Origin of the sequence: Dyadobacter jiangsuensis (genome assembly GCF_003014695.1) — a bacterium.
GTDB lineage: Bacteria > Bacteroidota > Bacteroidia > Cytophagales > Spirosomataceae > Dyadobacter > Dyadobacter jiangsuensis.
Genome location: NZ_PYAS01000027.1, coordinates 22,341 through 48,094, shown reverse-complemented (window position 1 = coordinate 48,094; position 25,754 = coordinate 22,341). Strand labels below are relative to the sequence as shown.

25 protein-coding genes are annotated in these 25,754 nt (G+C 50.4%); 15 read left to right on the top strand and 10 right to left on the bottom strand.

The features are described from left to right. Position 1: 1 nt before the first annotated feature. A complete protein-coding gene (locus CLV60_RS32585) occupies positions 2-1,933 on the bottom strand; it encodes a galactose-binding domain-containing protein (RefSeq protein WP_106599592.1) in 1,932 nt (643 codons plus the stop codon). 201 nt (positions 1,934-2,134) lie between these two features. Between CLV60_RS32585 and CLV60_RS32580 the strand changes: the two genes are divergently transcribed. Further along, a complete protein-coding gene (locus CLV60_RS32580) occupies positions 2,135-2,425 on the top strand; it encodes a helix-turn-helix domain-containing protein (RefSeq protein WP_106599591.1) in 291 nt (96 codons plus the stop codon). A gap of 208 nt (positions 2,426-2,633) precedes the next feature. Further along, the gene (locus CLV60_RS32575) at positions 2,634-3,983 is read left to right on the top strand and encodes a hypothetical protein (RefSeq protein WP_106599590.1); all 1,350 of its coding nucleotides are present in this window, start codon (positions 2,634-2,636) and stop codon (positions 3,981-3,983) included. Between the two features lie 6 nt (positions 3,984-3,989). Here the strand turns inward: CLV60_RS32575 and CLV60_RS32570 are convergent, their stop codons facing one another. From CLV60_RS32570 to murB, 3 genes are all read right to left on the bottom strand, one after another. Next, positions 3,990-6,035, bottom strand: coding sequence for a T9SS type A sorting domain-containing protein (locus tag CLV60_RS32570; RefSeq protein WP_106599589.1), 2,046 nt, complete (start codon positions 6,033-6,035; stop codon positions 3,990-3,992). A 99-nt stretch (positions 6,036-6,134) separates the two neighbouring features. Beyond that, positions 6,135-7,367, bottom strand: a complete 1,233-nt coding sequence (locus CLV60_RS32565; RefSeq protein WP_106599588.1) for a hypothetical protein — start codon at positions 7,365-7,367, stop codon at positions 6,135-6,137. 6 nt (positions 7,368-7,373) lie between these two features. Then, positions 7,374-8,390, bottom strand: coding sequence for a UDP-N-acetylmuramate dehydrogenase (gene murB / locus CLV60_RS32560; RefSeq protein WP_106599587.1), 1,017 nt, complete (start codon positions 8,388-8,390; stop codon positions 7,374-7,376). A 264-nt stretch (positions 8,391-8,654) separates the two neighbouring features. Between murB and CLV60_RS32555 the strand changes: the two genes are divergently transcribed. Both CLV60_RS32555 and gmd read left to right on the top strand, forming a co-directional pair. Then, positions 8,655-9,068, top strand: coding sequence for an SPOR domain-containing protein (locus CLV60_RS32555; protein ID WP_229211237.1), 414 nt, complete (start codon positions 8,655-8,657; stop codon positions 9,066-9,068). A 54-nt stretch (positions 9,069-9,122) separates the two neighbouring features. After that, entirely contained in the window at positions 9,123-10,235 is a 1,113-nt protein-coding gene (gene gmd / locus CLV60_RS32550) for a GDP-mannose 4,6-dehydratase (RefSeq protein WP_106599585.1), read from the top strand. 80 nt (positions 10,236-10,315) lie between these two features. Here the strand turns inward: gmd and CLV60_RS32545 are convergent, their stop codons facing one another. Further along, on the bottom strand, positions 10,316-10,780 hold the full coding sequence (locus tag CLV60_RS32545) for a thioredoxin family protein (RefSeq protein ID WP_106599584.1): 465 nt from the start codon (positions 10,778-10,780) through the stop codon (positions 10,316-10,318). Positions 10,781-10,933: 153 nt separating this feature from the next. Here CLV60_RS32545 and yihA point away from each other — a divergent pair, with 153 nt between their 5' ends. From yihA to CLV60_RS32520, 5 genes are all read left to right on the top strand, one after another. Then, a complete protein-coding gene (yihA, locus tag CLV60_RS32540) occupies positions 10,934-11,542 on the top strand; it encodes a ribosome biogenesis GTP-binding protein YihA/YsxC (RefSeq protein ID WP_106599583.1) in 609 nt (202 codons plus the stop codon). 99 nt (positions 11,543-11,641) lie between these two features. Then, positions 11,642-12,184 carry a DUF5606 family protein gene (locus CLV60_RS32535; RefSeq protein ID WP_106599582.1) on the top strand — a complete coding sequence of 181 codons (543 nt, stop codon included), beginning with the start codon at positions 11,642-11,644 and terminating at the stop codon, positions 12,182-12,184. Between the two features lie 54 nt (positions 12,185-12,238). Then, a complete protein-coding gene (gene deoC, locus CLV60_RS32530; protein ID WP_106599581.1) occupies positions 12,239-12,898 on the top strand; it encodes a deoxyribose-phosphate aldolase in 660 nt (219 codons plus the stop codon). Further along, on the top strand, positions 12,895-14,007 hold the full coding sequence (locus tag CLV60_RS32525) for a glycosyltransferase family 4 protein (RefSeq protein WP_106599580.1): 1,113 nt from the start codon (positions 12,895-12,897) through the stop codon (positions 14,005-14,007). The genes deoC and CLV60_RS32525 overlap by 4 nt, the downstream gene beginning before the upstream one ends. Before the next feature lie 141 nt (positions 14,008-14,148). Beyond that, a complete protein-coding gene (locus CLV60_RS32520; protein ID WP_106599579.1) occupies positions 14,149-15,093 on the top strand; it encodes a 3-oxoacyl-ACP synthase III family protein in 945 nt (314 codons plus the stop codon). Between the two features lie 73 nt (positions 15,094-15,166). On the opposite strand, the gene CLV60_RS32515 is transcribed toward CLV60_RS32520, so the two are convergent. Next, positions 15,167-17,167 (bottom strand): M1 family metallopeptidase, encoded by a 2,001-nt coding sequence (locus CLV60_RS32515; protein WP_106599578.1) that lies wholly within the window; start codon positions 17,165-17,167, stop codon positions 15,167-15,169. A gap of 132 nt (positions 17,168-17,299) precedes the next feature. Between CLV60_RS32515 and meaB the strand changes: the two genes are divergently transcribed. Together meaB and CLV60_RS32505 are read left to right on the top strand one after the other, a co-directional pair. Further along, positions 17,300-18,316, top strand: coding sequence for a methylmalonyl Co-A mutase-associated GTPase MeaB (gene meaB / locus CLV60_RS32510; protein ID WP_106599577.1), 1,017 nt, complete (start codon positions 17,300-17,302; stop codon positions 18,314-18,316). A 93-nt stretch (positions 18,317-18,409) separates the two neighbouring features. Next, complete coding sequence (locus tag CLV60_RS32505) at positions 18,410-18,886, top strand: lipocalin-like domain-containing protein (protein WP_106599576.1); 477 nt, start codon at positions 18,410-18,412, stop codon at positions 18,884-18,886. Positions 18,887-18,935: 49 nt separating this feature from the next. Here CLV60_RS32505 and CLV60_RS32500 read toward each other — a convergent pair whose 3' ends face one another. Then, positions 18,936-19,370, bottom strand: a complete 435-nt coding sequence (locus tag CLV60_RS32500; protein WP_106599575.1) for a YybH family protein — start codon at positions 19,368-19,370, stop codon at positions 18,936-18,938. 225 nt (positions 19,371-19,595) lie between these two features. Between CLV60_RS32500 and CLV60_RS32495 the strand changes: the two genes are divergently transcribed. Further along, positions 19,596-20,471, top strand: a complete 876-nt coding sequence (locus CLV60_RS32495; RefSeq protein WP_106599574.1) for a diacylglycerol/lipid kinase family protein — start codon at positions 19,596-19,598, stop codon at positions 20,469-20,471. A gap of 21 nt (positions 20,472-20,492) precedes the next feature. Next, the gene (locus CLV60_RS32490) at positions 20,493-20,825 is read left to right on the top strand and encodes a translation initiation factor (RefSeq protein WP_106599573.1); all 333 of its coding nucleotides are present in this window, start codon (positions 20,493-20,495) and stop codon (positions 20,823-20,825) included. Positions 20,826-20,837: 12 nt separating this feature from the next. Here CLV60_RS32490 and CLV60_RS32485 read toward each other — a convergent pair whose 3' ends face one another. Both CLV60_RS32485 and CLV60_RS32480 read right to left on the bottom strand, forming a co-directional pair. Then, positions 20,838-21,278, bottom strand: coding sequence for a DUF8785 domain-containing protein (locus CLV60_RS32485; RefSeq protein WP_106599572.1), 441 nt, complete (start codon positions 21,276-21,278; stop codon positions 20,838-20,840). Between the two features lie 65 nt (positions 21,279-21,343). Continuing rightward, positions 21,344-22,588 carry an ABC transporter permease gene (locus CLV60_RS32480; protein ID WP_106599571.1) on the bottom strand — a complete coding sequence of 415 codons (1,245 nt, stop codon included), beginning with the start codon at positions 22,586-22,588 and terminating at the stop codon, positions 21,344-21,346. A 124-nt stretch (positions 22,589-22,712) separates the two neighbouring features. On the opposite strand from CLV60_RS32480, the gene ggt reads away from it, so the two are divergent. After that, positions 22,713-24,479, top strand: a complete 1,767-nt coding sequence (ggt, locus tag CLV60_RS32475; RefSeq protein ID WP_106599570.1) for a gamma-glutamyltransferase — start codon at positions 22,713-22,715, stop codon at positions 24,477-24,479. Between the two features lie 16 nt (positions 24,480-24,495). Here the strand turns inward: ggt and CLV60_RS32470 are convergent, their stop codons facing one another. Then, a complete protein-coding gene (locus tag CLV60_RS32470) occupies positions 24,496-25,002 on the bottom strand; it encodes a cupin domain-containing protein (RefSeq protein WP_106599569.1) in 507 nt (168 codons plus the stop codon). Positions 25,003-25,136: 134 nt separating this feature from the next. On the opposite strand from CLV60_RS32470, the gene nudK reads away from it, so the two are divergent. Next, positions 25,137-25,724, top strand: a complete 588-nt coding sequence (nudK, locus tag CLV60_RS32465) for a GDP-mannose pyrophosphatase NudK (protein WP_106599568.1) — start codon at positions 25,137-25,139, stop codon at positions 25,722-25,724. The last annotated feature ends 30 nt before the right edge of the window (positions 25,725-25,754 follow it).

The window sequence follows — 25,754 nt, the reverse complement described above, 5'->3', positions numbered from 1 at the left end:
GTCAGTTAAAGATAAAAGTGGTGAGACCTCCCCGCGCGCCGGGCGCGAGCTGTGCGACGGCGTCGTTTTGATAATAGTAGTTGCAGCCCTCCGGCGGACACGGCCAGCGGTTGAGCGTATCAAGCCCGATCTTCGTAGCCATTTTGACAACCCTTCCCGGGCTGCTCGATTGCCACGGTTCGTTGGTCAGATTAGCCCCGGTCCGCAGCCATTTGCTGCCGATGAAATAGGACCATTCATAACCGGCTGGTAAACTCACTGTTCCGACATCGCTCAGCAACCAGCCTCCGGGATTGGCGGGGTCCGCGACAATTGATAATGTGAGGATCTCGGGAAAACCGCTGGAAGAAATCTTCGGTACTAATGCGGTAGCCGCACAATTGGCTGCCTGCGTCACCGTGAATACCTGGGATTGTCCGCTCGTACAGGCCCCGTTGCTGCTGGAAGCGGTGTAGGAACCCGCATTAGCTGTTGCGAGGGAAGTACCGCTGCCAGCCGATACTCCATTCAGCATCCAGCTCACATTGCCCGAGTAGCCCGAGGCCGTCAATGTTACCTGCTGGTTGGTCGACGGACATACATTTGTCCCGGCCGTTTGCACAATGGCAGGTTTGATACAAGTTGTCGCACATCCGGTAATCGATATACCCACGAAGTTGCTCGGGCCTGCATGGGCGCCAATACCCACGTACTGCCCATGCCACGATGCATTTACTATTCCGTCAACGGCATATTGCCAGCCCATAGCAGCCACATTCGGATCGGAACCAAAGGTTGCTCCCGAAAGTTTGGTAGCCCCGCTGTAAAATTCAATCTCCCGCAACTCGCCGTAACCGGTCGGGCTGGCGGCATATCGCACATGTTGGTAGGGCGTGGCATTCGGAAAAGTAAACTCCTGCCAGCTGCCGGTAGCGTTGACTCCGATCGTGTAAATATCCGTCCAGACAGAACCGTCGTTCGAGCCCTGAATCTTTGCTCCGTTCAGGCGGTTGAAATCTGCTGTGCGCCAATGCAGTCTCACCTTACTCAAAACGGGGCACGTCTGACCATCCCCTGTGACACAAATCTTGTCCTGACGGCAGCTTCCACCGCCCGTACCGGCAATTTTCAACGTCGATGCACCCGCATTCAGGTTTACAGAGAAGGTATAATCGGTGTAGGCAATGTTCCAGGAGCCGGAGTTCGGCAGCGAAATCGTCTGTACATTGGCTCCATTGACCGTCACACTCAGCACTGGCACCGCAGAAGAATAATACCGCAACGTGACCTGATAAGCCCCCGCGGAAGGGACATTCACCATGTAATCGACAAAGTGGTTGTACTGGTTTTCCGCACCGCGCGTCTGGCCGTTTGAAGCATTGGGGTCACTGGTCACAGGGCCATTGGCTCCGGACATCAATTCTGCCTCGAGACATTGACTGAAAGCAGCCGTAGCCGTCTGCCGCGCAGCCGCCTCAGCTATTTCCGCGTCATCAACCGCTAGGGCCAGCTCACCGCGGTAAAGAAACCGGCCAACTTCGACCGATTGCTTTGTTCCTCGCAGCAGCATAAACTTTCCGGAAGGCGGTTTCGATACAAACTTGCCCGTAATTCTGTACACAATCTTCTCACCCGGCCTCAGCAATTTCCCAGAAACCGTATGATAATAATTACCCCCCGTTTGCACAAAGCCATCCGGAAATACGACTTTCAAAACAAACTCGCCATTCAGCGACACCGGAAACAGCCGGAGATCCGAAAAGTCACGCAGCGTACACTGAATGTCGATCGAAAACGCTTCTCCGATTTTCACCACGGATTTATCCGCAGACATTGAAAACAAAACCGGATCAATATCCGCTTCATTTTCCAGGCCATTTGCAAACAAGTCATTTGCATTTAGCAAAAGCAACCAGGCCAGAAAGTATCCGGCGAATTTAATATTAGTGTGCATAACGAAATATGTAAAGTAGTTTCCGTAAAACTATGTCTACTATTTTTCTTCACCTATTTCATTTACCCATCAAAACTTTGCACCAAACACCTCAATTATTGAGGGGTTTTTATTTTTAATAAAACAAATAACTTTGCCGTTCGTCCAAGCTATACCGACGATCAAAACCCTTTTCGGATTACCATTATCAACACGCTATTCATGACCCCTGTATCAGAAAATGCTTCCATACTACTGGTCGATGATTACCAGTCGATCAACCAGAGGCTCCTCCAACTCACCGACCGCGAATGGGACGTTCTTTCCTTCATAACAGATGGCCTCACCACAGCCGAAATAGCGGCCTGCCTCGTCATTGAGCCTAAAAGCATTGAAAACTACAAGCGAAGGATCAGCAAAAAACTGAAAATCGGAGGCCGGAGCAACCTCATCAGGTTCTGCATCGTGAACCGGGATTATTTGCGAAAACTTTACATCCTGGCCAGGAAATAGAAATGGAGTTTTAAACCGCTATTTACCGGTTGATAATTCAAATAAGTTATACACACATTATTTTATTTAAATGCGAAACAAAACGCTTTACCTCGTTTCAATTATTTATTTATTAATACCCAATATTATATTCTATTTATATTGGGCCAAAGCCGCACTTTCACTAGCAGGAATAGCACTTCTTATCCATCTTCTTCATAAAAGTATATTGCAGGAAATCGCATTTCCCAAATGCATTATACATTTAAAAGATATCTGCATTGCAGCAGGTCTTGCCTTGTTGCTGACACTCGCTTCCGGCGTTACCGGTTTCGCATTTCAAACCATGGATCACTGGTGCCACAATGCGAAGTTTCAGGACCTTCTGCAAAACGACTGGCCGCTTCGTTTCCCGGCAAACCGTCCGGTAATGGCCTACTATTTCGGGTACTATCTCGTGCCGGCCGCCATTTTCAGGCTGGCCGGCGATATTTCCCTGATCGCGATCCTGATCTGGACCAGCCTCGGTATTGCATTAGGACTTCTCTGGATTTGCATATCGCTCGATCGGAAATGGTGGGCGGCGCTGCTCGTGTTGTGCGTAGGAGACTTTCCGAGGATATTCAAGGGCGTAGCATCGCACGGATCTATTCAATTATACAGATACGAGCAGATTGGCGTCGAACATTGGTCGAATATTGAGAATCTGTTCTGGGCACCGAACCAGTTTATTCCCTCACTCATGCTGGGGGGAATGCTTTTTCATATGATCCGTCACCGGCTGGATTATGCATTGCTTTGTTTCCCAACGGTGCTGGCGCTTTGGTGGGCCGCCTTTCCTGCATTGGTTGTCGGCCTGATCACGGGGCTCCTATTGATTTTCCAATGGGTTCGTTGGGGCATTACTTTTCGTAAGCTGATCGCACAGATTGTGTTGCCTTCCATCGCAGCGGTGCCTGTGCTATTATTATTTCAGTCGCACCCGCACCCGCCCGAGAATGGGCTGATATGGGAGTTTCGTGGTGATATAGACAATCTGCTGAGAGAATACCTGGTCAACACGGTCGCGGACACGTTGCTTTTTGCCTTTGCATACCTGATAGCACGCCGTGCCGGACTACCCGGCATTTCTGCAGTGCCGTTCTGGACGCTGATCTGCATTACATTACTGTTTCCGCTGGTCCGGGTCGGGAAGGTGAATGATATGCTGCTGCGCGGTATGATGCCGGTACTGATATTAATCGGCTGCTGCTTGCTGTATCCGCTCGCGAGCCAGCCGCTGCCCAAAGTGCTTACCATATTGCGGGGCAATACCAATTGCATCATCATCATGCTCGCGCTGGTGCTTCCCGCAGCGGTGGGGATCGGGCGGCTTTACCGCGCTGCGAGGCTTAACTACATCACCGCACTGTGGAGTCCGCCGAATACGGGGTTCGTGGCGATTCCATATGATGCCTACCCTAGCCTGTATGAAACATTACGGCAACGCTGGTCAAAGCAGGAGGCGGAACAGTATCTCGGAAAACCTGACTCGTTTTACGAAAAATACATTGCCCCGCCTCCCGCGAAAGACCCTTAAATATGCCTAACGTTTGATAAACTGCTGCGCAGTCCTTACACCGTCCTGGTTTTCGAAATTCAACAAATAGGTACCCGTTGGCCAGTCGGCTACATTGATTTCCTCGCTTTTCGACGCTTTCAGCGCTTTCCGGTGCAGAACTTGACCTTTTGCATTGAAAATCGCCATCGCGCCCGTGGCCGCATTTTTAAACTCTACGCGCAATACCCGGTCGGTCGGGTTAGGGAAAAGCTGCCAGAGCATGTTTTTGGCACCGATCTCGTTGCCGAGGATTGGACTCAAATCAACTGCGACGGTCGAATATCCCGACTGTGAAATCTCGCTGAATGCCTGGATTCGGTAAGTAAATTTCGCGTTGAGCTCGATGTCTTTGTCTTCGAAGGATAAAGTCTGCCCATTGAGTGTTTTCAATGTCTCGTAAGGAGCCGAGTCAGATTTTTTGCGTTGCAAAACATAGCTGGTAGCCGTCTCTATCGCGGGCCAGGTCAGTATCACCGAATTGTAGGTACGGTTGGCCGAAAGCGCAACATTAGGCAACAGCACGCCAATCGCCACGTTGTCAAAAGAAAATGCGCCCAGGCCCCGCTTATTCAATAGATATGGACCTGTGTAAATGCCTATATTAAATGAATACGGCACCTGCAACGGCAGGTTATCCGGGTAGAATGAGGGCAGGTAACTCAATTTCGTCGCGTTGGACGCTTCTTTGAGTGTCAACGTCACCTGGTTTCCTGCTGCCTTTCCAGCTGAAAACACGGCTTTCTTTTCATCTCCATCCAGAAAAAAGAAGTTTTTCAGGCTCAATACCAGCGGCTTGCCGTCCTGCCCTTTGAGGGTAGTATCCGCGGGCCATTTCAGTTCCTGGCCTTCGTCGAAGATCAGGTTAATCTCCTTTTTCTCCGCGTTAGTATAGAATGCCTTTTTAATATCCGGGCTCCGCACATTGTCCGAATCTTTCGAGCCGTAGATGCCGGGAGCGAAAAAGCGGTACATCCGGCGGCCAAATTCTTCATACCCCGACCTGTGGTAATGCACACCGTCATAATCAGGTGTTCCAACGGCCGCGAAATGATCTGTTTTGGGGTAAATGTATTTAGTCCGTCTCAGGAAATCGCGTATGGAACCACCCATCGGATTGGGCGTGTCATTTCTCAGGACAATGATGTTCGACTGAACAACCACAAACTGGTCGACCTGCGGATAATCCCGTACCCAATATTTACGCAACTGATCGAACTCAGTGGCATAATTGGGGATGTTTTCGAATACCTCCTGCTCGCCGTGCATCCATATAAACGCCCTGATACGGGCAGGATTAGCAACATTTACCCTTTTTCGCAAACTGCCGTAAAGTGAGCTGATACTCATAGAGTCGTTGGAACTCCGGTTACCCAGAAAATCGGTGAGTTTTGCACCGGGCAATGATCCGTTGATCACGCAGGTAGGAATGCTGTCGCGCTCTAAAATCTCCTTCTGCATTTCGAGACCCCACGCGCCTACATACGTCCACGACCACGCGGCGGCGGTCCAAAGCGTGTCGCCGGGTAAAATAGCCGGCGTCTGATCGGGTGTACGGGCGACGGTACGCGCGTATTTGCTCGACCAGGCTCCAAAAACCGTCGCGGCTGCATTGGATTGCCCGCTGATCACATAGAAATCACCTGCCACCACCTCATTACGCCGCACGATCAGCGCCGAGTCGGCCTGATGACAAGCGTATACTTCAAAGGAGTAATCAGCCATTTCCGCCTTGATTTTCGGCGTCATGCTGAATGTGCCGGTCGTACCAGTGCCATAAGTGATCGCCGATTTCTGGTAGCCTATCCGCACATTGTTCCGGTACGTTACCACCGACATATGGTCCCATCCTGCCAGTTCGATAACACCGGAAATGGGCACATCGGCCAGGTTGTCGTCTGCACGTGCGTACACTTGCATATCACGCGGCAACTTATTGAAAACCACCGAATAAAAACGCTGGGCGCTGGCGCTGCCTAATGTGCAGCAGAAAAGGAAGGAAAGCAGGAAAAGTTTGAAGTGTGTAAAGTTCATTTCATTAAAGAAGCTGTTTCTGATGGCTTGAAAATTCTCCGGGCCCGGCCGGGCACAGGTACACAAATGGCAGATCAATGCCCGGTTATAAATATATCTTTAATATTTTACATTTAATGCCTCCGGTTTGTTACCGGCACGGGTTTCGGAAGGAAGCCAATGCTCGTCGTACATCGCCAGGAACCACAAAACCATGATCATCGGCAGGGAGTATTTGTCCCAGGACAGCTGTGCCTTACCCAGCAAGAGGATATTCAGCAAGAAAACCCAGGTGGCGAGGTTAAAACGCGGAGATACAAAACGAACCAACGTGACCAGCATAAGCACCCCGAAAACCAGCTGTTTCAGCAATCCGCCAATGCCGATTTTCATCAACAATTCATCTACATAACCTAAATACGGCCAGGTGAAATAAGGGTTATAGGCCTGTTTGGCAGGAAAAAAGGCAATAATTACCGCAATGACCACCAGAAAGCCGCCGAACATCACCGGATGTTCTCGCGGATATTCGAGAAAGTGCGAAATGCGGCGCGTTACCAAGGTTTCCGGAATAATGTAATACACCGCTACAACTACCGATGCGTACATCAAATAGCCGAAATTGTAGTTCACCAGCTTATCCGAATCATAATGCTGATCGGCCATAACCGACGCAGGTGCCGGCCCATGCCAGATAACCACCCATGGAACAATTGTGAGCACAGCCAGCGCATACCAGATCCAGGCTGGATCCGCCAATACGCTTTTTACCAGAATCACCGGATTGGCGCTCCATTTTATGTTTTTAAACACTTCATAGGCCAGGATCGCCGCCGGAAAAGCCAGCATGTACTGGCGGCAGCAAACCGCCGCGGCCAAAGACAGGAATCCGACCCAATGCCATTTGCGTAAATAGGCGATTACCCCTCCGAGCGTGAACACCATCGCGAAAATATCGGTGTAGTAATAGACGCTGACCAGGTAGTAGTTGGGGAAAACCAGCAAACCACCCAGGCAAAGCCAAAATCGCTTCGTGCGTTCGGGACTGTACCAGACGAAAAGCATCAGCAGCGCAAAACTCGTAAATGCCGTAAGCAGGCGGAGATTCTGGATATCTTCCCCGAAAACCCGCAGCACCCATCCGCCGAGAATGAAGGGGATCGGGGTGTTCAGCTCATTGTAAGTTTGGAGCAGGTTCAGCGAGGGAACCGGCTCTTTGCTGAACAACACCGCCGTGGGGAGGTAGTGGTGTTCGTCCTGGTACGGATCGACGGTAAACCGGTCTTTCAGGAAGAAAACAAGGATGAATATTGCGAGCAGGGCAAATGAGGTATATAACTTTTTGCGATGCATAGGATACTATATAAAATTGACTTCTGCGTTGAGCCGTACGCCGAACTTATCAGCTACAGACGCCTGAATTTTTTCTGATAATGCCTTGATTTGCGCTCCCGTACCGCCGCCGTAGTTGACTAGTACCAGCGCCTGACGCGCATGAACACCGATTTCACCCTCCCGATAACCCTTCCAACCGGCCCGTTCAATCAGCCAGCCGGCAGGTACTTTCACCGTTTCGGCATCTACCGGATAACCGGGCACCTCCGGAAAGGTTTCCCGTAATTGTGCAAACTGAGCAACCGGTATCTCGGGATTTTTGAAAAAGCTCCCCGCATTCCCGATTTCGGCCGGATCGGGCAGCTTGCTGCGGCGAATTTGCATAATAGCCTCGCTGATGTCCCGGATCGTCGGGTTTTCAGCGCCCATTTCCTGCAATGTTTTTTGCACATCACCGTAAGCTGCATTCAAAACAGGCTTCTTACTGAGCCTGAAAGTGGCTCCGGTGATCACATACTGATGCTTCAACGCTTTCTTGAATACACTTTCACGATATCCGAACTCGCATTCCGCATTACTGAAAATGCGTTTTTCACCACTTTCGATGTCCACCGCTTCGACGGACTCTATCACACTTTTAATTTCCACACCATACGCCCCGATGTTCTGCATTGGAGCTGCTCCCACGGTTCCGGGTATGAGCGAGAGGTTTTCCACACCGCCATAGCCATTATCCACACAATACATCACGAAATCGTGCCAAACCTCGCCTGCGCCTACTGCGAGCACGACCGTTTCCTCAGTTTCTTCCAGTACCGTAATGCCCTTGATGCCGGGATGGATCACGAGCGCATCGATATCTTGTGTAAGCAAAATGTTGCTTCCTCCGCCGAGGATGAATTTCGGTGTTCCCTTCCACTCGGGATCACGCAAAACGGCCGTTAATTCATCGACGGACTGCACATTTATAAAATATCTGGCATCGGCATCGAGCCCGAATGTATTGAGATGACGAAGCGAAACGTTGGATTGTACTAGCATTGAAATCGGGGATAAACCGGGTAAAGTTAGGTATTACATTCAAAATTAAGTGGTATGGTGATTCATCCAATTTTGATTAAGTTTGTGGGCTCAGTTACAATGGTTCAGGATATGACGCTAAAAAAGAAATTTTTATGGGCTCTGCATCTTGGTATCATTCTGATTTCGGGTTGTGCTAAAAAGTCGGTTGTAAGCTCCGGTTCCGAGTACAGGGAAGATCTTTCCGCGGTCCGGCCACGCTATGAATACGTAGAACCCGCTGTCGTGAGCCGTACAGAACCGGTGACACCCGCCAAGAGCAATAATGTGCCGAAGGCCGATGTAGACAAACCGCTGTATGTCAACAAGAAACTGGAATCGGTACTGGACACGCTGGCAAAGCAGAACAAGGCGATCCGCTACATCAATGGTTTCAGGATCCAGATTTACGTAGGAAATGTGCGGCAGGAAGCGGATGGTGCGAAGTCCTACATTTACCAGGCCTTTCCGGATTTGAACCCTTACGTTTCGTACACTCAGCCGACCTACCGCGTGAAGGTGGGCGATTTTATGTACCGGAGCGACGCAGAGCAATACCTTGATCTGATCCGTGAGCAATATGCTTCCGCTGTAATCCTCGCCGACAGGGTGGATATTAAGCGGAGCCTGATGGTCAACCCGGCTTCCGACCACAATTAATGTAATTACTTATTAACCGGATAACTTTATCCACATATACATACTACCAACAGAATGAAGAAAGCGCTAATTACAGGGATCACCGGCCAGGATGGCTCCTATTTGGCCGAGCTCCTTTTGAGCAAGGGATACGAAGTACATGGTATCAAACGCCGCAGCTCGCTGTTCAACACCCAGCGGATCGACCACATTTATGAAGATCCGCATGAGAAAAATGTACGCTTTCACCTTCATTACGGAGATCTGAGCGATTCCACGAACATAATCCGCATCATCCAGGAAGTTCAGCCGGATGAAATATACAACCTGGGCGCAATGTCGCACGTGCAGGTAAGTTTTGAAGAACCTGAATACACCGCCAACGTCGACGGTATCGGAACACTCCGCATCCTCGAAGCGGTTCGTCTGCTGGGGTTGACCCAAAAAACCAAAATTTACCAGGCTTCCACTTCCGAATTGTACGGTTTGGTACAGGAAGTACCGCAGTCGGAGCGCACGCCGTTCTACCCGCGCTCGCCTTACGCGGTTGCGAAACTCTACGGCTACTGGATCACCGTCAACTACCGCGAAGCCTATAATATGTTTGCGGTGAATGGTATCCTGTTCAACCACGAATCACCCCTGCGTGGCGAAACTTTCGTAACCCGCAAAATCACCCGCGCGGTGGCACGCATCGCATTGGGCTTGCAGGACAAGGTGTACCTCGGTAATCTCGACGCACAGCGCGACTGGGGGCATGCCAAAGACTTCGTGGAAGCCATGTGGCTCATCCTGCAACAGGACACGCCAGAGGATTTCGTGATCGCAACCGGTGTTACTACCCGCATCCGCGAGTTTGTGAGAATGGCATTTGCGGAAGTTGGCATCGAGGTGGAATTCAGCGGCGAAGGTGTGGATGAGATCGCGAAAGTGGTTAAATGCAACAACCCTGAGTTCCAGATCGAAGTCGGTAAGGAAGTAGTAGCGGTTGATCCGCGTTATTTCCGTCCTACGGAAGTGGAATTGCTGATCGGCGATCCTACCAAATCAATGGAAAAGCTTGGCTGGAAACCGAAATACGACCTGAAAGCGCTGGTAAACGACATGGTTGCCGCCGACGTTCAGTTGTTCCGCAAGGACCGTTTGCTGGAAAGTAGCGGCCACCGCGTTCCGAACTACTACGAATAAGAACAATAGCCCATATAAAAGCCCCGCAGTTCAACACTGCGGGGCTTTCTTTTGATACCTCAAATAAGTACACTCATAATTTAGATAGCAGGTCCTTTTTGTACGGATTTAGCTGCTTTGATCAAATCCTGAGGCTGCTGATAGCCGAGAAGCTGCTTCACTACCTTGCCCTTTCCATTGATAAAGAATAGGGTCGGATAGCCTTCGATGGGGTATCTTTTTGCCAGTGAAGGTCCTTCGCCAGCTTCCATATCGATCTTCACGTTAATGAAATTTCCATTGAAAGTCGCCGCTACGTCGTCACGTGTGAAAACATTCTTTTGCAGCATTTTACACGGGCCGCACCAGGTGGTGTACGCGTCCAGGAAGATCAGTTTATTCTCTTTCTTCGCCTGTTTCAGGAGTTCCGACCATTTACCTTCCGTAAACTGGATTCCCTTGTCAGCATTTTTTGCTGCTTTTTTATCTCCTTCCCCGGCCACTGCCACCGACATGGCCAGCATCAGCGCCACGATCGCGAAACCGAGATTTTTAAGATTTTTCATTTGAATAATAAGATTTTTGATTTGTGTATTCCATAACGAAAATACGCCTTTGTTTTATTTTACACAATTATGGACTACGAGCCTATCCCGCACCTTTTGCGGATAAGAAGCTCAAAAAGGGTAACTTCGCAACTTCATTAACACCAGAATACCATGAAAGTTCAGGAAGCTAAGTATGTGATGAGCAACTCCGATTACCAGAAATGCCCGGAGCCCGTCCTTCCCGAATACGCATTTATCGGACGCTCCAATGTGGGTAAATCGTCGCTTATCAACATGCTGACAGGCAAAAAAGCATTGGCCAAAACCTCCCAGCAACCAGGAAAAACGCAGATGATCAACCATTTTATCATCGACGACACCTGGTACCTGGTCGATTTACCCGGTTATGGTTATGCCAAAGTGAGCAAAGTGGAGCGCGACAAGTGGGAGAAAATGATCCACGATTACCTGCATTACCGCGAAAACCTCATTTGTACGTTCGTGCTGGTGGACGTCCGCCACAGCGCTATGGCCGTCGATCTCGAATTTATGGCCGCGCTGGGCGAAGCCGGCATTCCGTTTGAAATCATATTTACCAAAGCCGACAAACTCAAACCGGGCCAGGTAGCCGCCCAGGTGGAAGCCTATAAACGTAAAATGAGCGAAATGTGGGAAGAAGTTCCTGAAATGTACGTGACCTCGGCGGAAAAAAATGAGGGCCGGGAGCCTATCCTGGCGACAATAGAAACTTATAATCAGTCGTTTGTGAAGACAAAATAGGATATCGGTTGTTTCCCGGGCAATCTTTCCGTTATTTTGCGCAAAAATTCAATTGCCGCATCCAACATTAACATCAAGATATAACCATAGTAAGAAAGGATGAGTGAAAAAGTAGAGTCAACAGGAATGGATTTGTTGAAAGAAGTAGCCAATGTATCCGGCAAGCCAGGGTTGTTCCGCATTCTGAAACCAAGCCGTGCGGGCGTAATCGTTGAAAGCCTGGACGAGAAACGTGAAAAAACGCTGATCGGGCCAACTGCGCGCGTATCCGTTTTGAAAGATGTTTCGATCTTTACAGACGGTGCAGAAGAATCTGTTGCCCTGTCGGACGTGTTCCTCAAAATCCGTGAAATCCACGGCGAAGAGGTTACATTGTCGGTTAAAACTTCATCGGACAAAGAGCTCATCGAGTTTCTTGCTGAGGTACTTCCGGAGTTCGACCGCACGAAAGTGTATGTATCGGACATCAAGAAAGTCATTACCTGGTACAACCTGCTTTCGAAACATATCCCCGAAGCATTTGTAGCAACCGAAGGCGACGCAGAAGTGGCTGCTGAACCGGCAGCGGAAGTTGCAACGGAGGAAGAAGTGAAAGAAGCGCCTGCGAAAAAAGCGGCTAAAAAAGAAAAAAGCAAAGCTTAAAAAGCAACTCATATCATTTGGAACCCTGCCTTTCCGGCGGGGTTTTTCCTTTTTATGGATAATCTCTCTTCCTACATCGACCACACGCTGCTCACAGCGACCGCCAGCGAAACCAACATCCGCAAGCTTTGTGAAGAAGCCTGGATACACCAGTTCAAAGCGGTGTGCGTGGCGCCCATTTACGTACCATATGTCGTCGAAATGCTGGAATTTTGTCCGATAAAAATTGACATTGCGACGGTAGTGGGCTTTCCCATGGGCTATTCTACCACGGCTACGAAGGTAGCGGAAGCGAAAGAAGCATTAGACAATGGCGCTACCGAGCTGGATGTGGTAATGAACCTCTCCCAGTTCAAATCGATGGCGTACCTGAGCATTCGTGAGGAATTGAAACAGCTCGCCGATCTCGCACACGCGCAGAATGCACTGCTGAAAGTGATTATCGAAACCGCCGCCCTCGATTCGTTCGACCTGTATACTGCTTGTGAAATCTGTGCGGAAGCAAAGGCTGACTTTGTCAAAACCTCGACGGGTTTTGGTCCCGGCGGTGCGGATGCGGAAACCGTGCGCAAAATGCGGTCGATTTTACCGGCTGAGGTGAAAATCAAGGCTTCCGGCGGTATCAAGACTTACGAACAGGCCATTGCCATGATCGAAGCTGGTGCGGAACGGATCGGTACCTCGTCGGGCGTTGCAATCATAACCCGCGCATGAAACGCGTGCTGCTGCTTAGTACGGTGCACCCGTCGGCAGACTCGCGCATTATGTACAAGATCGCGCCTTCGCTTCAAGGCTATTATGAAGTGTTTTGTGCATTACCCGGTCTTGAAAATGGCTGGAAGGAAAAGCTGCATTTGATCAATCTGCCGAAATTCGGGCGGCTATTACCCCGAATCCTGTTTGCACATCCTGTTGTGTTGTTCAAATGCCTGCGGCTGAGGCCCGATATCGTCCACATTTTTGTGCCGGAGCTGATTCCCCTGGCATTTCTTTTCCAATGGACAGGAGCGAAAGTGGTGTATGAGGTACAGGAAAACCTGTTCAAGAAGTTTGCGATCAAACGGTACAACAATGGTCCGGTTTTCAAACGGCTGTTTCGGTTTTTCGACAACCTGGCCCGTAGGAAGTTTCATTGCGTCTTTACGGACGATGCTTACCTGGAAGAATACCGCCGCCTGGCAAAGCCATTCGTGGTGATCCACAATTATGTGTCGCTGCCCGTAATGGATTCGCTCACGCACGAAGGTACGCCTGGGCACAGGCCCGAAGTCTTTTATCTGGGCGTCGTGTCCATGGAGCGTAGCCTCGATACGATGATCAGCGCCTTAGCCATGTTGAAAAACAACCATCCGGACTGCCATTTGCATCTTTTCGGCCCCGTGCGGGTGGCGAAAGCGGAGCTGGAAGCGATTGCCGGTTACCAGGAAGTAAGTAACAATATCACCTTCCATGGCTACACCGATCAGAAACTGGCGCTACGATATGCGCGGCGGTCGGCGGCAGGCATTGCCCTGCTGAAACCCGTGGCCGATTACCCGGAATCGTTCCCGACAAAGCTGTTCGAATACATGGCGCTGCAATTGCCCGTCATTGCTTCGGACTTTCCCGCTTACAGGCAAATTGTCGAAGGTGCACAATGCGGATTCTGCATTTCACCGTACAATGCGAAAATGCTGCGCGACGCATTGGAATGCTGCATCAGCGACAGCGCTCTCAGGCAACAGATGGGCGGGAATGGCAGAAAAGCGGCGGAGGCGCATTACAACTGGTCATCGGAGGAAGCAAAACTTTTGTCGTTTTATCGCGACATTTTTAATTCCTAACAATCTAATTTACAGACGCAGGCATTATAATTTTATAAATTTATTATTGAATTGTTCAAATATGGAGTGCTACGATTTCTACGAAATATTTAACTTTCGGAATCGAAAAGAATTGTAGCTTGCGAAGTCAACTTCTCAATCATGTATATTAATACGGTTAGTCATTATCTGCCAAGCGAAGTTATTGGTAATGAATATTTTACAAATCTCAACAACCTATCTAACGAGTGGATAACGGAAAGAACAGGAATTTCAGAAAGACGTAAAGCATCAGCAGACGAAAATACATCGACCATGGCCATGAAGGCGGTCGAAACATTGCTTGAAAATATCCCATATAGTAAAAACGAGATCGACCTGATCGTAGGAGCCACTTACACGCCTTACGACACGATCGTCACGCTGGCCCACGCCGTCCAACACCAGCTTCAAATTCCCGACATTCCGGTCGTAAGTATTTCATCCGCCTGCTCGTCGTTGCTCAATGCGATCGAGATCGTAGAAGGCTACTTTGCTATGGGCAAGGCTTCCAAGGCATTGGTAGTCGTTTCCGACCATAATACGGCCTATTACAATGAAATGGATACGGTTTCAGGTCATTTGTGGGGCGATGGCGCTTCGGCACTGCTGATTTCCAAAGAACGGCAGACCGAAGGCGATATGCAGATCAAAAAGCTCATCACCGGCGGCGCAGCCACCAGCGGGAAAGCCACGGAGGCAGTAGTACTCCGGCCTAACGACCGGGGCGTAGTGATGCCTTTCGGGCGCGATGTGTTCCAGAATGCGTGTGTATATATGCCCAAAGTGAGCCAGCAGGTATTGCAGGAATGCGGGCTGACGATCAACGACCTCGACTATCTGATCCCGCACCAGGCCAACCACCGCATTAGCCTGAACGTGATCAATACGCTGGGTATTCCCGCCGAAAAACTGATTTCGAATATCCAGTACCTCGGTAATACAGGCTGCGCGGGTTGTGCGATTGCACTTTCGGAGAATAAGGATAAATTTAAGAAGGGTGAAAATATCGTGATCACGGTATTTGGCGGCGGTTATTCGTACGGAGCCATGCTGCTGACGATCTGATCCCCACCCATCACGGCATAAAAAAGCCTTCCAATCGCAACGGTTGGAAGGCTTTTTATATAAGTCTGAATGCTTAGTTCACATCCGGTTCGGCATTGTAGGAGGCCGGTTTCCAGACATTGTTCTCAGGATTGATATCCGGGAGGTTATGCTCGGGATCGATCGTTACAGACCGGATAGGCCCTTGCGTAGCCGCTTTAAATGTCCACGCTCCGCCACGCTGCCAGATCTCAACCGGCAGTTCAACCCGTGTTTTCTTGCCGCTTACTTCTTCGATATCCACTTTCACCGGCATTGCCAGCTGATCGAGGTTTTCGATCGTGATGTAAGAGCCTTTTTGCGGGTTTTGCTCCACATAAGCCACTTCTTTTACCGACTGGTCGAGCTTATAATTCTCAAAGAACCAGCCTTTCCAGAACCAGCCCAGATCTTCCCCCGCCGCATCTTCGATGGTACGGAAGAAATCGTAAGGCGTAGGATGCTTGAATGCCCAACGCTGTACATAGATTTTGAATGCATAATCAAAGCGCTCCTTACCGAGGATTTGCTCGCGGAGCATTTTGAGGCCTAATGCAGGCTTGTAATACGCTTCCCAGCCCAGGTTCACGGCTTGAACCACGTCCGGAATAGTCATGATCGGATCGGCCTTTGGACGGAAAATCATCGGTGCCAGACGGTGCATATCATTCATCTGGGTCGTTTTGTACTCGCCATTGTTGAAGTTATCACCTGAAAGGAAGTTGATAAAAGTGTTGAAACCTTCATCCATCCACGCATATTTACGCTCGTTGTTACCTACGATCATCGGGAACCAGTTGTGGCCGAACTCGTGATCGGTTACGCCCCACAAATCGTCCTTACGGCTTTTGCTGCTGCAAAACACGATTCCGGGATATTCCATACCGCCTACGATACCGGCCACATTGGTCGCCACAGGGTAGGTATATTCATGTACATAATTGGAATAGAACTCGATACAGCCCTTCACATACTCGGTAGAACGGCCCCAGCCATCCAGCCCGCCGTCCTCGGCCGGGTATACCGACTGCGCCAATGCGGTTTTACCCTTCGGCAGGTTCATACGGGCCGCGTCCCAAACAAATGCCTTGGAAGTAGCCCACGCAATGTCGCGCGCCTGCACGCAACGGAAGCGCCAGGTCAATGTACCCGATTGCTTGGGTCTTGTATTCGGGTTGGTAACTTCTTCCGCGCTACGGATCACGACGGTCTGGTCGCTTTTCGCAGCATCCGCCAGTCTTTTACGCTGCTCGGCAGTGAGTACTTCATTCGGGTTGAGCAACTCACCCGAGCCAACCACGATATGGTCCCAGGGAACAGTCACATTGTATTCAAAATCGCCATATTCCAAGTAAAACTCGCCCGCGCCCAGGTAAGGCAGCAGGTTCCAGCCTTCGATGTCGTCGAAAACCGCCACGCGCGGGTACCACTGTGCCATTTCGTACACGATCCCATTCTTCGTTTCCAGCGTTCCCATGCGGTCGGAGCCGTACTCGGGGATCTTGAATGAATAGGCCAGCTTGATCTTAATCACGTCGCCATTCGCTTTCACGGGCGTTGTCAGACGGATCTGCATGCGGGTGTCGGTCACTTTGTATTCCGCATCCACAAATGCGCCCTTGCCTTGCTGTACAGTTACAGATTTAATGGAATCTCCGCCATCAAACCCCATATTGCCGAAACGGCCGCCGGTAACAGGCGTCGTTTGCGCTCCTCTCGAATGGCTGCCGAATGCATTCTGATCGAGTTGCAGCCAAAGGAATTCCAGATTCTCAGGACTGTTATTTTTATAGGTAAGCTCCACCTCTCCGCTCACAGTCCCTTTCTCCTCGTCGAGCGCTACATTGATCTTGTAATCCGCACGGTTCTGCCAGTATTTGGGGCCGGGGGCGCCGCTTCCCGTCCGATACTCATTGCCGGGCTGGAAGTTGAAAAGCGGGTGAAAAAGGACATGCGCATCATATTTCACCTTCTCCGCCTCCTGTGCGATAGTGTTGTTGAAGAAGCCCAGACTGCTCATTGCAATGACGCCCAGACGAAATATTGAAATTTTCATTATAATGGTTAAAAATTGGAAATATTGGGTTGTAAACGAGCAATATACACCTTTTCACCTGTTTTAGGACAAAAAGTTTCATTTTAGCGACGGACAACGCCGTTTGTCTACCGACGTCAAATTTTCATTCCAATGCGCCAGCGACTGTCTGTTGAAACCTATGCCAAAGGCGTCCTCTCGGGCGACCGCACCACGCTCAGCCGCGCGATCACGATCATCGAAAGCAGCCTGGCCGAGGACCGGACATTGGCCTCACAAATCCTCCAAAATATCTTGCCGCATACCGGCAATTCCATTCGCATTGGCATTACCGGAGTGCCCGGCGTGGGTAAAAGCACATTCATCGAGGCATTCGGTAGCTACCTCACTTCGTTGGGTAAGCGCGTGGCCGTGCTGGCCGTCGATCCGAGCAGCAAGCAGTCCGGTGGAAGTATTTTGGGAGATAAAACGCGCATGGAGAAACTCGCACGTGACCCGAATGCCTACATCCGCCCCTCCCCCACGAACCTCTCACTCGGGGGCGTCGCGCGGCATACGCGTGAGGCGATCCTGCTCTGCGAGGCGGCGGGTTACGATATTATATTGGTCGAAACGGTGGGTGTAGGCCAGTCGGAAACCCTGGTGAAAGGCATGACCGACTTTTTTCTGCTGCTCATGCTCGCGGGCGCGGGCGATGAGTTGCAGGGCATTAAGAAGGGCATTATGGAAATGGTGGACGCCGTAGCTGTCAACAAAGCCGATAGCGGCAATGAAGGTGCCGTTGCACAGGCGGTTTCTGAATACCGGCAGGCACTGCACCTCTTTCCTGAAACCGCTTCCAAAGTGCCCGTTCAGGTGGTGGCGTGTTCGGCATTGGAAGGGACCGGAATGCAGCCGATCTGGAAACTGATTTCAGATTACCATGCGCAAACTTCCGAAGGCGGTTTCTTGCAGCATAACAGGCAATTTCAGCGCGTGGATTGGCTTCGCGAACAGATCCGGCAGTCGCTGGAAGACCGGTTTTATGAAAATGCAGAGGTAAAGAAATATATTGCCTCTGCGGACCAAGCCGTACGAAGCGGGGAAAAGCTACCCGATGAAGCGGCCGCCGATCTGATCAATCTGTTTCTTTCCTCCGAACAACCTTCAAAATTTTCCGCTAAGTCATAAAACTTCCCTGCAAAAGGCATTTTTCACTAAGTTTGAGCGTTAAAACTAACGCGAATCAATTCTATTGATCTTAACTTTTTTACGCTCTCAACTATGAAAAAAGCCTACACCCTCAGCAAAACCTCCTTGCTAGCCATGCTGTTGATCCTTTCGGTCGTTTTTGCTTGTAAAGATGATGATAAGGACGAACCGACTCCGACCAACAATGATCCGATTGTAGCGACTTGGCAACTTACTGCCGTTGCAGCAGCCCCAGGTTCTACACTACCCGTAGACCCCGCTGCACTTGTACCGTGTCTATACAGCTTGAAATTGACCTTTAAGGCCGACAATTCCATTGCAACTGCCGATTGCGATAATGCGGTCTCACTCATTAATGCGGTGATCCCAATTAATGGAGCTAAATGGGAGGTTAAGGACGGCAATTTGATACTGAAAGACGCTTCGAATAATTCTAAATCTTTCAAATACACGCTGAGCGGCTCAGATTTGCAGGTTTCCGTTGACGATGCCGCTGTTATTCCTGGGTCGGCAGCGATTGACGTCGTACTGAAATTCAAAAAAGTATAGTATTCTTGAAACTCATGAAAAAGCCGGGCTTCTCAGTCCGGCTTTTTTGCTACCCGCTCGTGTGATCGCAGACAATGAGCCATTTGCCTTTGATTTTCTTAAACAAAAGCGTGTAATGCCCTTCCAGATCACCTTTTTCAGGTCGCGTTAAATGAAATTTCCCTACTACAAAAGCCACATCGCGGCCGGGGAATGAGAAATTGAGAAAGCTGAATTTCAATGTACCCATCGTCGCACGATCAGGGTAACGTTTGAGATACCCTTCATAAGTAGGCTTGTAGCCGTAGGTAATGCCCGCCTTTCCGACGAACATCAGCGAATCGGATTCCCAGTAGCCGTTCATGAATGATCGGATATCTCCCTTGTTCCAATCCGCTTCCTGTCGTTTCAGAATGCCGAGGATCTCATCCTTGTCGCGCGGCGACTGCGCCCGGGCCGTCAGGGCAACGCCGATCAGAATGAGGGTAAAAAGCCAGTTTCTCATATTTTTTATGGATTTTTGTAATGCAATTGACGATTCTAAATATAACGGAAAGATCGGCGCCTCAGAAAGGCATATGGCCGAAATATCATTGATCCAGCAGGTATGAGCAAGTTCGACAGCATTTTCAAAAAAATCGACCGCCAGAAATACCCCTTCGTGGATGGCCTTTATTACCTGTTCATCATTGTTTTTATCCTCATTCTGTTCTTATTCTTTGCCTGACCAGTGACCCATCCCTATTTATTTATACTGAATCCCAACTCGGGCACTTCGATCGGCAAGAACAGCGCGGCTGTGCGGGAGCAAATCCACTCCGTCGCGAAAAAGAATGCCGGCTCTGCCCAAATCCTGTTCACAGAGGAACCCGCCCACGCGACCGAGCTCGTACGCGAGCACATGCACGCGGAGAAATGGAAGGCTATCGTGGCGGTCGGCGGCGATGGTACTGTGAATGAAATCGCAAAGCCATTAGTGGACACCAACATTCCGATCGGTATCCTGCCGCTTGGATCCGGAAATGGCCTTGCGAGGCACCTGGGCCTTCCGCTCACGCTGGATGCAGCCCTGAAAAGGCTCTTCGAAGGCAACCCAACCATGATCGACAGTGCCGAATTGAATGGGATACCCTTCTTCTGTACCGCCGGAATGGGTTTCGACGCCTACGTGGGGCATTTGTTCAGCCAGCAAAAAGCGCGCGGGCTGATGACCTATGTGAATGTGTCTTTCAAAGCCTACTGGTCGTATAAACCGCAATCGTTCCGGCTCAATGGCGTGGAAAAGCAGGCGTTCTCGCTTTCGTTTGCCAATGCGGGTCAATTTGGGAACAATGCCTGGGTAGCTCCGCAAGCCAGCTTGCAGGATGGCCTGCTCGATGTGTGTACGATCAGACCGTTCCCGCAATGGTACGGCACCGCGCTCGCTTACGGGTTGTTTACGAAGCAGTTGAAGCAATCGACCTACATCGACTACCAGCGTGCCACACAAGCCGTGGTGGAAACCGACGCGCCGCCGATGATCCACTATGATGGAGAACCTTTGCAGCTGGATACCACGCGAATAGAGGTTAAAATAAAGCCTGGAAGCCTGAATGTGATCATCTGACTTCCCTTAATGTTTGAAAATATGTCAAAGAAAAACCGCTCGGGCATTGTGTACTCCACCAACCCGGAGTTTGAATACAACGATCAGGAAGACGAACCCGAAACCCTGGCTCCGCAGCAGCAGGACCTCCGCATCTGGCTCGACCGCAAAGGCGGCGGCAAGGTGATTACCGTTGTAAAAGGGTTTATCGGAACGAATGCAGATCTGGAAACGCTCGGCAAGCAGCTGAAAGGCCTCTGCGGCAGCGGCGGTACGGTAAAGGATGGCGAAGTGCAAATCCAGGGCGACCACCGCGACAAAGTGATTACCTGGCTCACCAGCAAAAGCTATAAAGCCAAAAAAGCCGGAGGGTAGCTCCGGCTTTGGTTATAATGTCTTGGTCGTATCGATTTCCGTTGGTGCGGGTACCGATGATGCCGGGGGCGTTACTGCTTTCGTGGGCCCGAGTACTTCCACGTCGGTTACGAAAAACTTGGTATCGCCATTCCACGGCAATTTGAAAAACTTCTCTTCGTAGGTCAGCGAAACCCGGTGGCCGTTTTTAATCGCCTCTTCCAGTTTTGAGATCGCGTCTTTGTTCTTGCCGCTTACCGAGAACACCCATTGCGAGGAATTCATCGTACCATCGCCTTCGAACAGCCCGCCCATTCTCAGCTCGCCTTCGTAGGTTTTGAACAAATAGCCCCTGTTGCTAAGCCTCGTCACATATCCTCCCCGCTTTCCTTCGCTGTAATACCCAAAAGTGATATAATATAGAATCCCGAATACGATTGCCAGAAATACGGCGAAAATGACCCATTTACGCATAACAGTCGATCAGTGTGATGGTGATAGAAGCGAACTTCGCAAAACGGTTTGATTTTTCCTAGTTATTATTTGGCCCGGATGGCGATCACCGGGTCCATGCGCGCGGCGAGCATAGCCGGTACGATGCCTGAAAGGACGCCGATAATGCTCGACACACCCAATCCCAAAAGCACGTTACGCGGCAGCAGCAGGATTTCCAGCGAACCCAGTTTCATGAACGACAGCAGGTACACCAGGAATATCCCCACCAGCCCTCCGACCAGGCTCAGCATTACCGCTTCGAACAGGAATTGGAACAATATCGAATAGTTTTTGGCCCCCAACGATTTCTGGATTCCGATCAGGTTGGTTCTCTCTTTGACCGACACAAACATGATATTCGCAATCCCGAAGCCGCCCACGAGGATCGAAAAGCTTCCGATTACCCACCCCGCCACGGTGAGTACCGCGAAAAGCCCGGAAATCGCAACAGCTGCCGCTTCGGGCCGGTTTAATGAGAAGTTGTTGCCGTCGCGCGGCTTGATACCCCGTTTGGTCCGCATCAGCCCTACGATCTCCGCCTCTACTTCCTTCATGCCTTCGTCATTCGGGAAACCTTTTACGACAATATCGGCACTGCGCCGCCCGGATTGGAACAATTTGGAGAACGATGCGAACGGAATAAGACAAATTTTGTCAGGACTACCGCCGAAGTCGACCAGACTTTCCCCCTTTTTCTCACGCACACCTATGATGGTAAACTTGTGCCCAGCCAGCTTGAATGGTTTTCCGACCGGATCCTGGCCTGGAAAAAGCGATTCGGCAATATCCGCGCCAACAATAGCGACATTGCGGGCATTATTGGTTTCCAGTGGAATGAAGTACCGGCCGTTCTGGACCGGAATATCGGAAATAAGGTTGTATTCGTAAGAAATCCCCTGAATTGCCGCGTTGATGCTGTTCGAGCCGTTTTTAAGGACAGTATTACCCCTGAAATCCATTACGGCCACCGCACTGGCGCTTTCGAGGTTATCGTAGAGATACTTATATTCGGCATAGTTCGGCTCCGGCCACTGGAAGTATTTCCACCATTGGTATTCACCACCAAAGCCCCAGGGCCATTTTTGTACATAAATCACTTTGTCGCCGATGAAGCTCAGGCTGTCGCGGATGCTTTTTTCAAGCGAATCCACAATCGTAAAAACGGCCACGATGGCGAATATGCCGACCGTTACGCCAAGAAGCGATAGAATAGTGCGGGTAACATTGGTTTTGAGCGCTCCCCAGGCAAAGCGGAAACTCTCCCAGACCTGTCGTAAAAACTTCATCATGACGTTACGGACAATTTGAATTCAAAAGTTAGCGCATCGCCCCAATGCATCGAAATAAATTGGTATAAAAGGTAAGAAAAAGGGTTCGATTTAATAAATTACAACATTAACCTGACACTCCTATATGAAATTACGCTATACCCTAATGCTGCTCGCCGGCTCGCTTTCCGGCATTTCTTACGCCCAGAAACCCGTTCAGGAATCTACCGGCTTCTATCAATTCCTTTCCGACGACCCCAATCAGAAACCATTTTTCAGCGATCGCAAAGGCGTCGTCGCACAAAACGGCATGGTCGCCTCGGCGCATCCGGTGGCTTCACAAGTGGGCGTGGATATTCTGAAAGCAGGAGGTAATGCAGTGGACGCTGCGGTAGCCGTGCAATTTGCGCTGGCGGTGGTACACCCATCGGCGGGCAATATCGGCGGCGGCGGATTTCTGGTTTTACGGGATAAAAACGGCAAAAGTTATAGCATCGATTTTCGCGAGAAAGCACCCGGAAAAGGCCATGCCGACATGTACCTTGATAAGGACGGCAATATCATTCCCAAATCCAGCACGCTGGGCCGGCTGGCGTCGGGTGTGCCGGGATCCGTAGATGGAATGGCGCAAGCCCACGCAAAATATGGCAAACTGAGCTGGAAACAGGTGTTGCAACCTGCCATCGATATTGCCCGAAACGGCGTGGTACTGACCGAGCGGGAGGCAAGGAGCCTTAATTCGATCAAAAGCGATTTGTTGGCTGTCAATCCGGGCTCGTCCTACTTTCTCAACCCTACCGGCAAGGATTGGGCCGCGGGCGATTTGCTGGTTCAGAAAGACCTTGCGAAGGTATTGAAACGCATTCAGAAAAAAGGCCGCGAAGGGTTCTACGCCGGCAAAGTGGCGAAGCAGCTCGTAAAGGATATTAACAAGAATGGCGAAGGTATTATCAGCAAGCAGGACCTGGCCGACTACCATGCACAATGGCGCGAAACCATAACCGAAGGCTACAAAGGTTATAAAGTGATCACCATGGCCCCGCCTTCCAGCGGTGGCGTGGCATTGCTGCAACTCATGCGGCTCACCGAGCAGCACCCGCTGCGCAAATGGGGCTGGCACAGCGATTCGACCATTCAGGTTATGATTGAAGCTGAACGCCGGGTGTACGCCGACCGCGCCAAGTTCCTCGGCGACCCCGATTTCGTGAAAGTGCCGGTGAATGACCTCATTAGTAAGGATTACCTGCAAAAACGTTGGAGCGATTTCTCCTGGGACAGAGCTACCGACAGCAAAAATATCCATGGCGGTGTGCTCCCGGGCTACGAAAGCCTCGAAACGACTCACTTCTCGGTGGTAGACAAGGAGGGTAATGCGGTGTCGGTCACCACTACCCTGAACGGCGGATACGGCAGCCGCGTAATCGTGAAGGGCGGCGGTTATTTCATGAATAATGAAATGGATGATTTCAGCATTAAAGCCGGTGCCCCGAATATGTATGGGCTGATCGGCAATAAAGCCAATGCAATCGCGCCGGGCAAACGGATGCTTTCTTCCATGACACCGACGATCATCGAAAAAGACGGAAAACTGCTGATGGTCGTGGGAACGCCGGGGGGCTCCACCATCATAACCTCGGTTTACCAAACCATCCTGAATGTACTGGAACACGGCATGACCATGCAGCAGGCGGTGAATGCGTTGAAATTCCACCACCAGTGGCTGCCCGACAAAACGACTTTCGAGGCTAATGCATTCTCTGCCGAAGCCATTAAAAAGTTGCAGGACAAAGGCTACATCCTCGAACAGCAACGTAATTCCATCGGCCGGATGGACTGCATACTCGTGCTGCCCGACGGCTCCCTCGAAGGCGGCTCCGATCCTCGCGGTGATGATACAAGCGTAGGCTACTGACGCTCTCCCGGACTGGTCAGCATCGCGTAAGTTCGGCGATCAGTCCGGCATGCTGCGGGTAGGCCTGGGATAATGCCTCGCACCCTGCCATCTCAAAATCAGCGAAATCGAACCCGGGCGCAACTGTGCAGCCCACGAGCGCGTAGGTACTCCCGCTCGCGGGGCGTGACGCAAACCACGCACCAGCCGGTACCACTGCCTGGAAAGTTTCACCATTGTCAGGATCATTACCCAGCCTGATAGTGCTCAAATCTCCTGTTTTTTCATCAATCACAAACACTTCCAAAGCTTCACCGGCATAGAAATGCCACATTTCATCGGCTTGGATACGGTGGAATGCGGAGAAATTGTGTGATTCGAGCAGAAAATAAATACCGGTGGAAAATGCCCTGTCACCCCCAAATCTCGCGGGTAACGCCTGGTGCGGAATGCTTTTGGATGCCCGATAAGTTTCCGCATAATAGCCGCCTTCCGGGTGCGGCAGGAGATTGTACTTTTCAATCCAATAAGGTACAGGTTTCATGGAACGTCGGTTGAGATACAACCGCAAAGTAATCCGCATTGCTAAATATTCACCACAGGCTCATTCTTTTTTGCCAACAGAAAAGTTTTGATTAATTTTGATCATTATTAATCACAAATAATCATTTTTGATCAATGGCTAATCCGCGTGTCAAAATTGCCTCCGAAGAAGTGCTTTCCAATAATTGGTATACGCTTCGCAAATACACATTCGACTACCAGCGTGCTGACGGCTCGTGGGAGCGCCAGGCGCGCGAAGCTTACGACCGCGGGAATGGCGCGGTGATATTGCTGTACAACAAAGAGAAGCAAACCGTCGTGCTTACAAGGCAATTTCGCCTCCCTACCTATACCAACGGCAATGAAACCGGCATGATGATTGAGGCTTGCGCCGGCCTGCTTGACAAAGACAATCCGGAAGCGTGTATCAAGCGGGAAACCGAAGAGGAAACCGGCTACAAGGTGAGCTCGGTAAAGAAAATATTCCAGGCTTATATGTCGCCCGGCTCCGTTACCGAGATCCTCTATTTCTTCGTCGCCGAATATTCCGACGATATGAAAGTAAGCGACGGCGGAGGCTGCGCGACGGAGCAGGAGAACATCGAGGTGATGGAAATTCCTTTCAAAGAAGCTATTCAAATGGTCGCCGACGGAGCGATCAACGACGCCAAAACCATCATGCTCATTCAATATGCGCAGATTAACGGATTGGTAGGGCAATAAAAATGCCGTAGAACATTCAAAGCGTTCTAC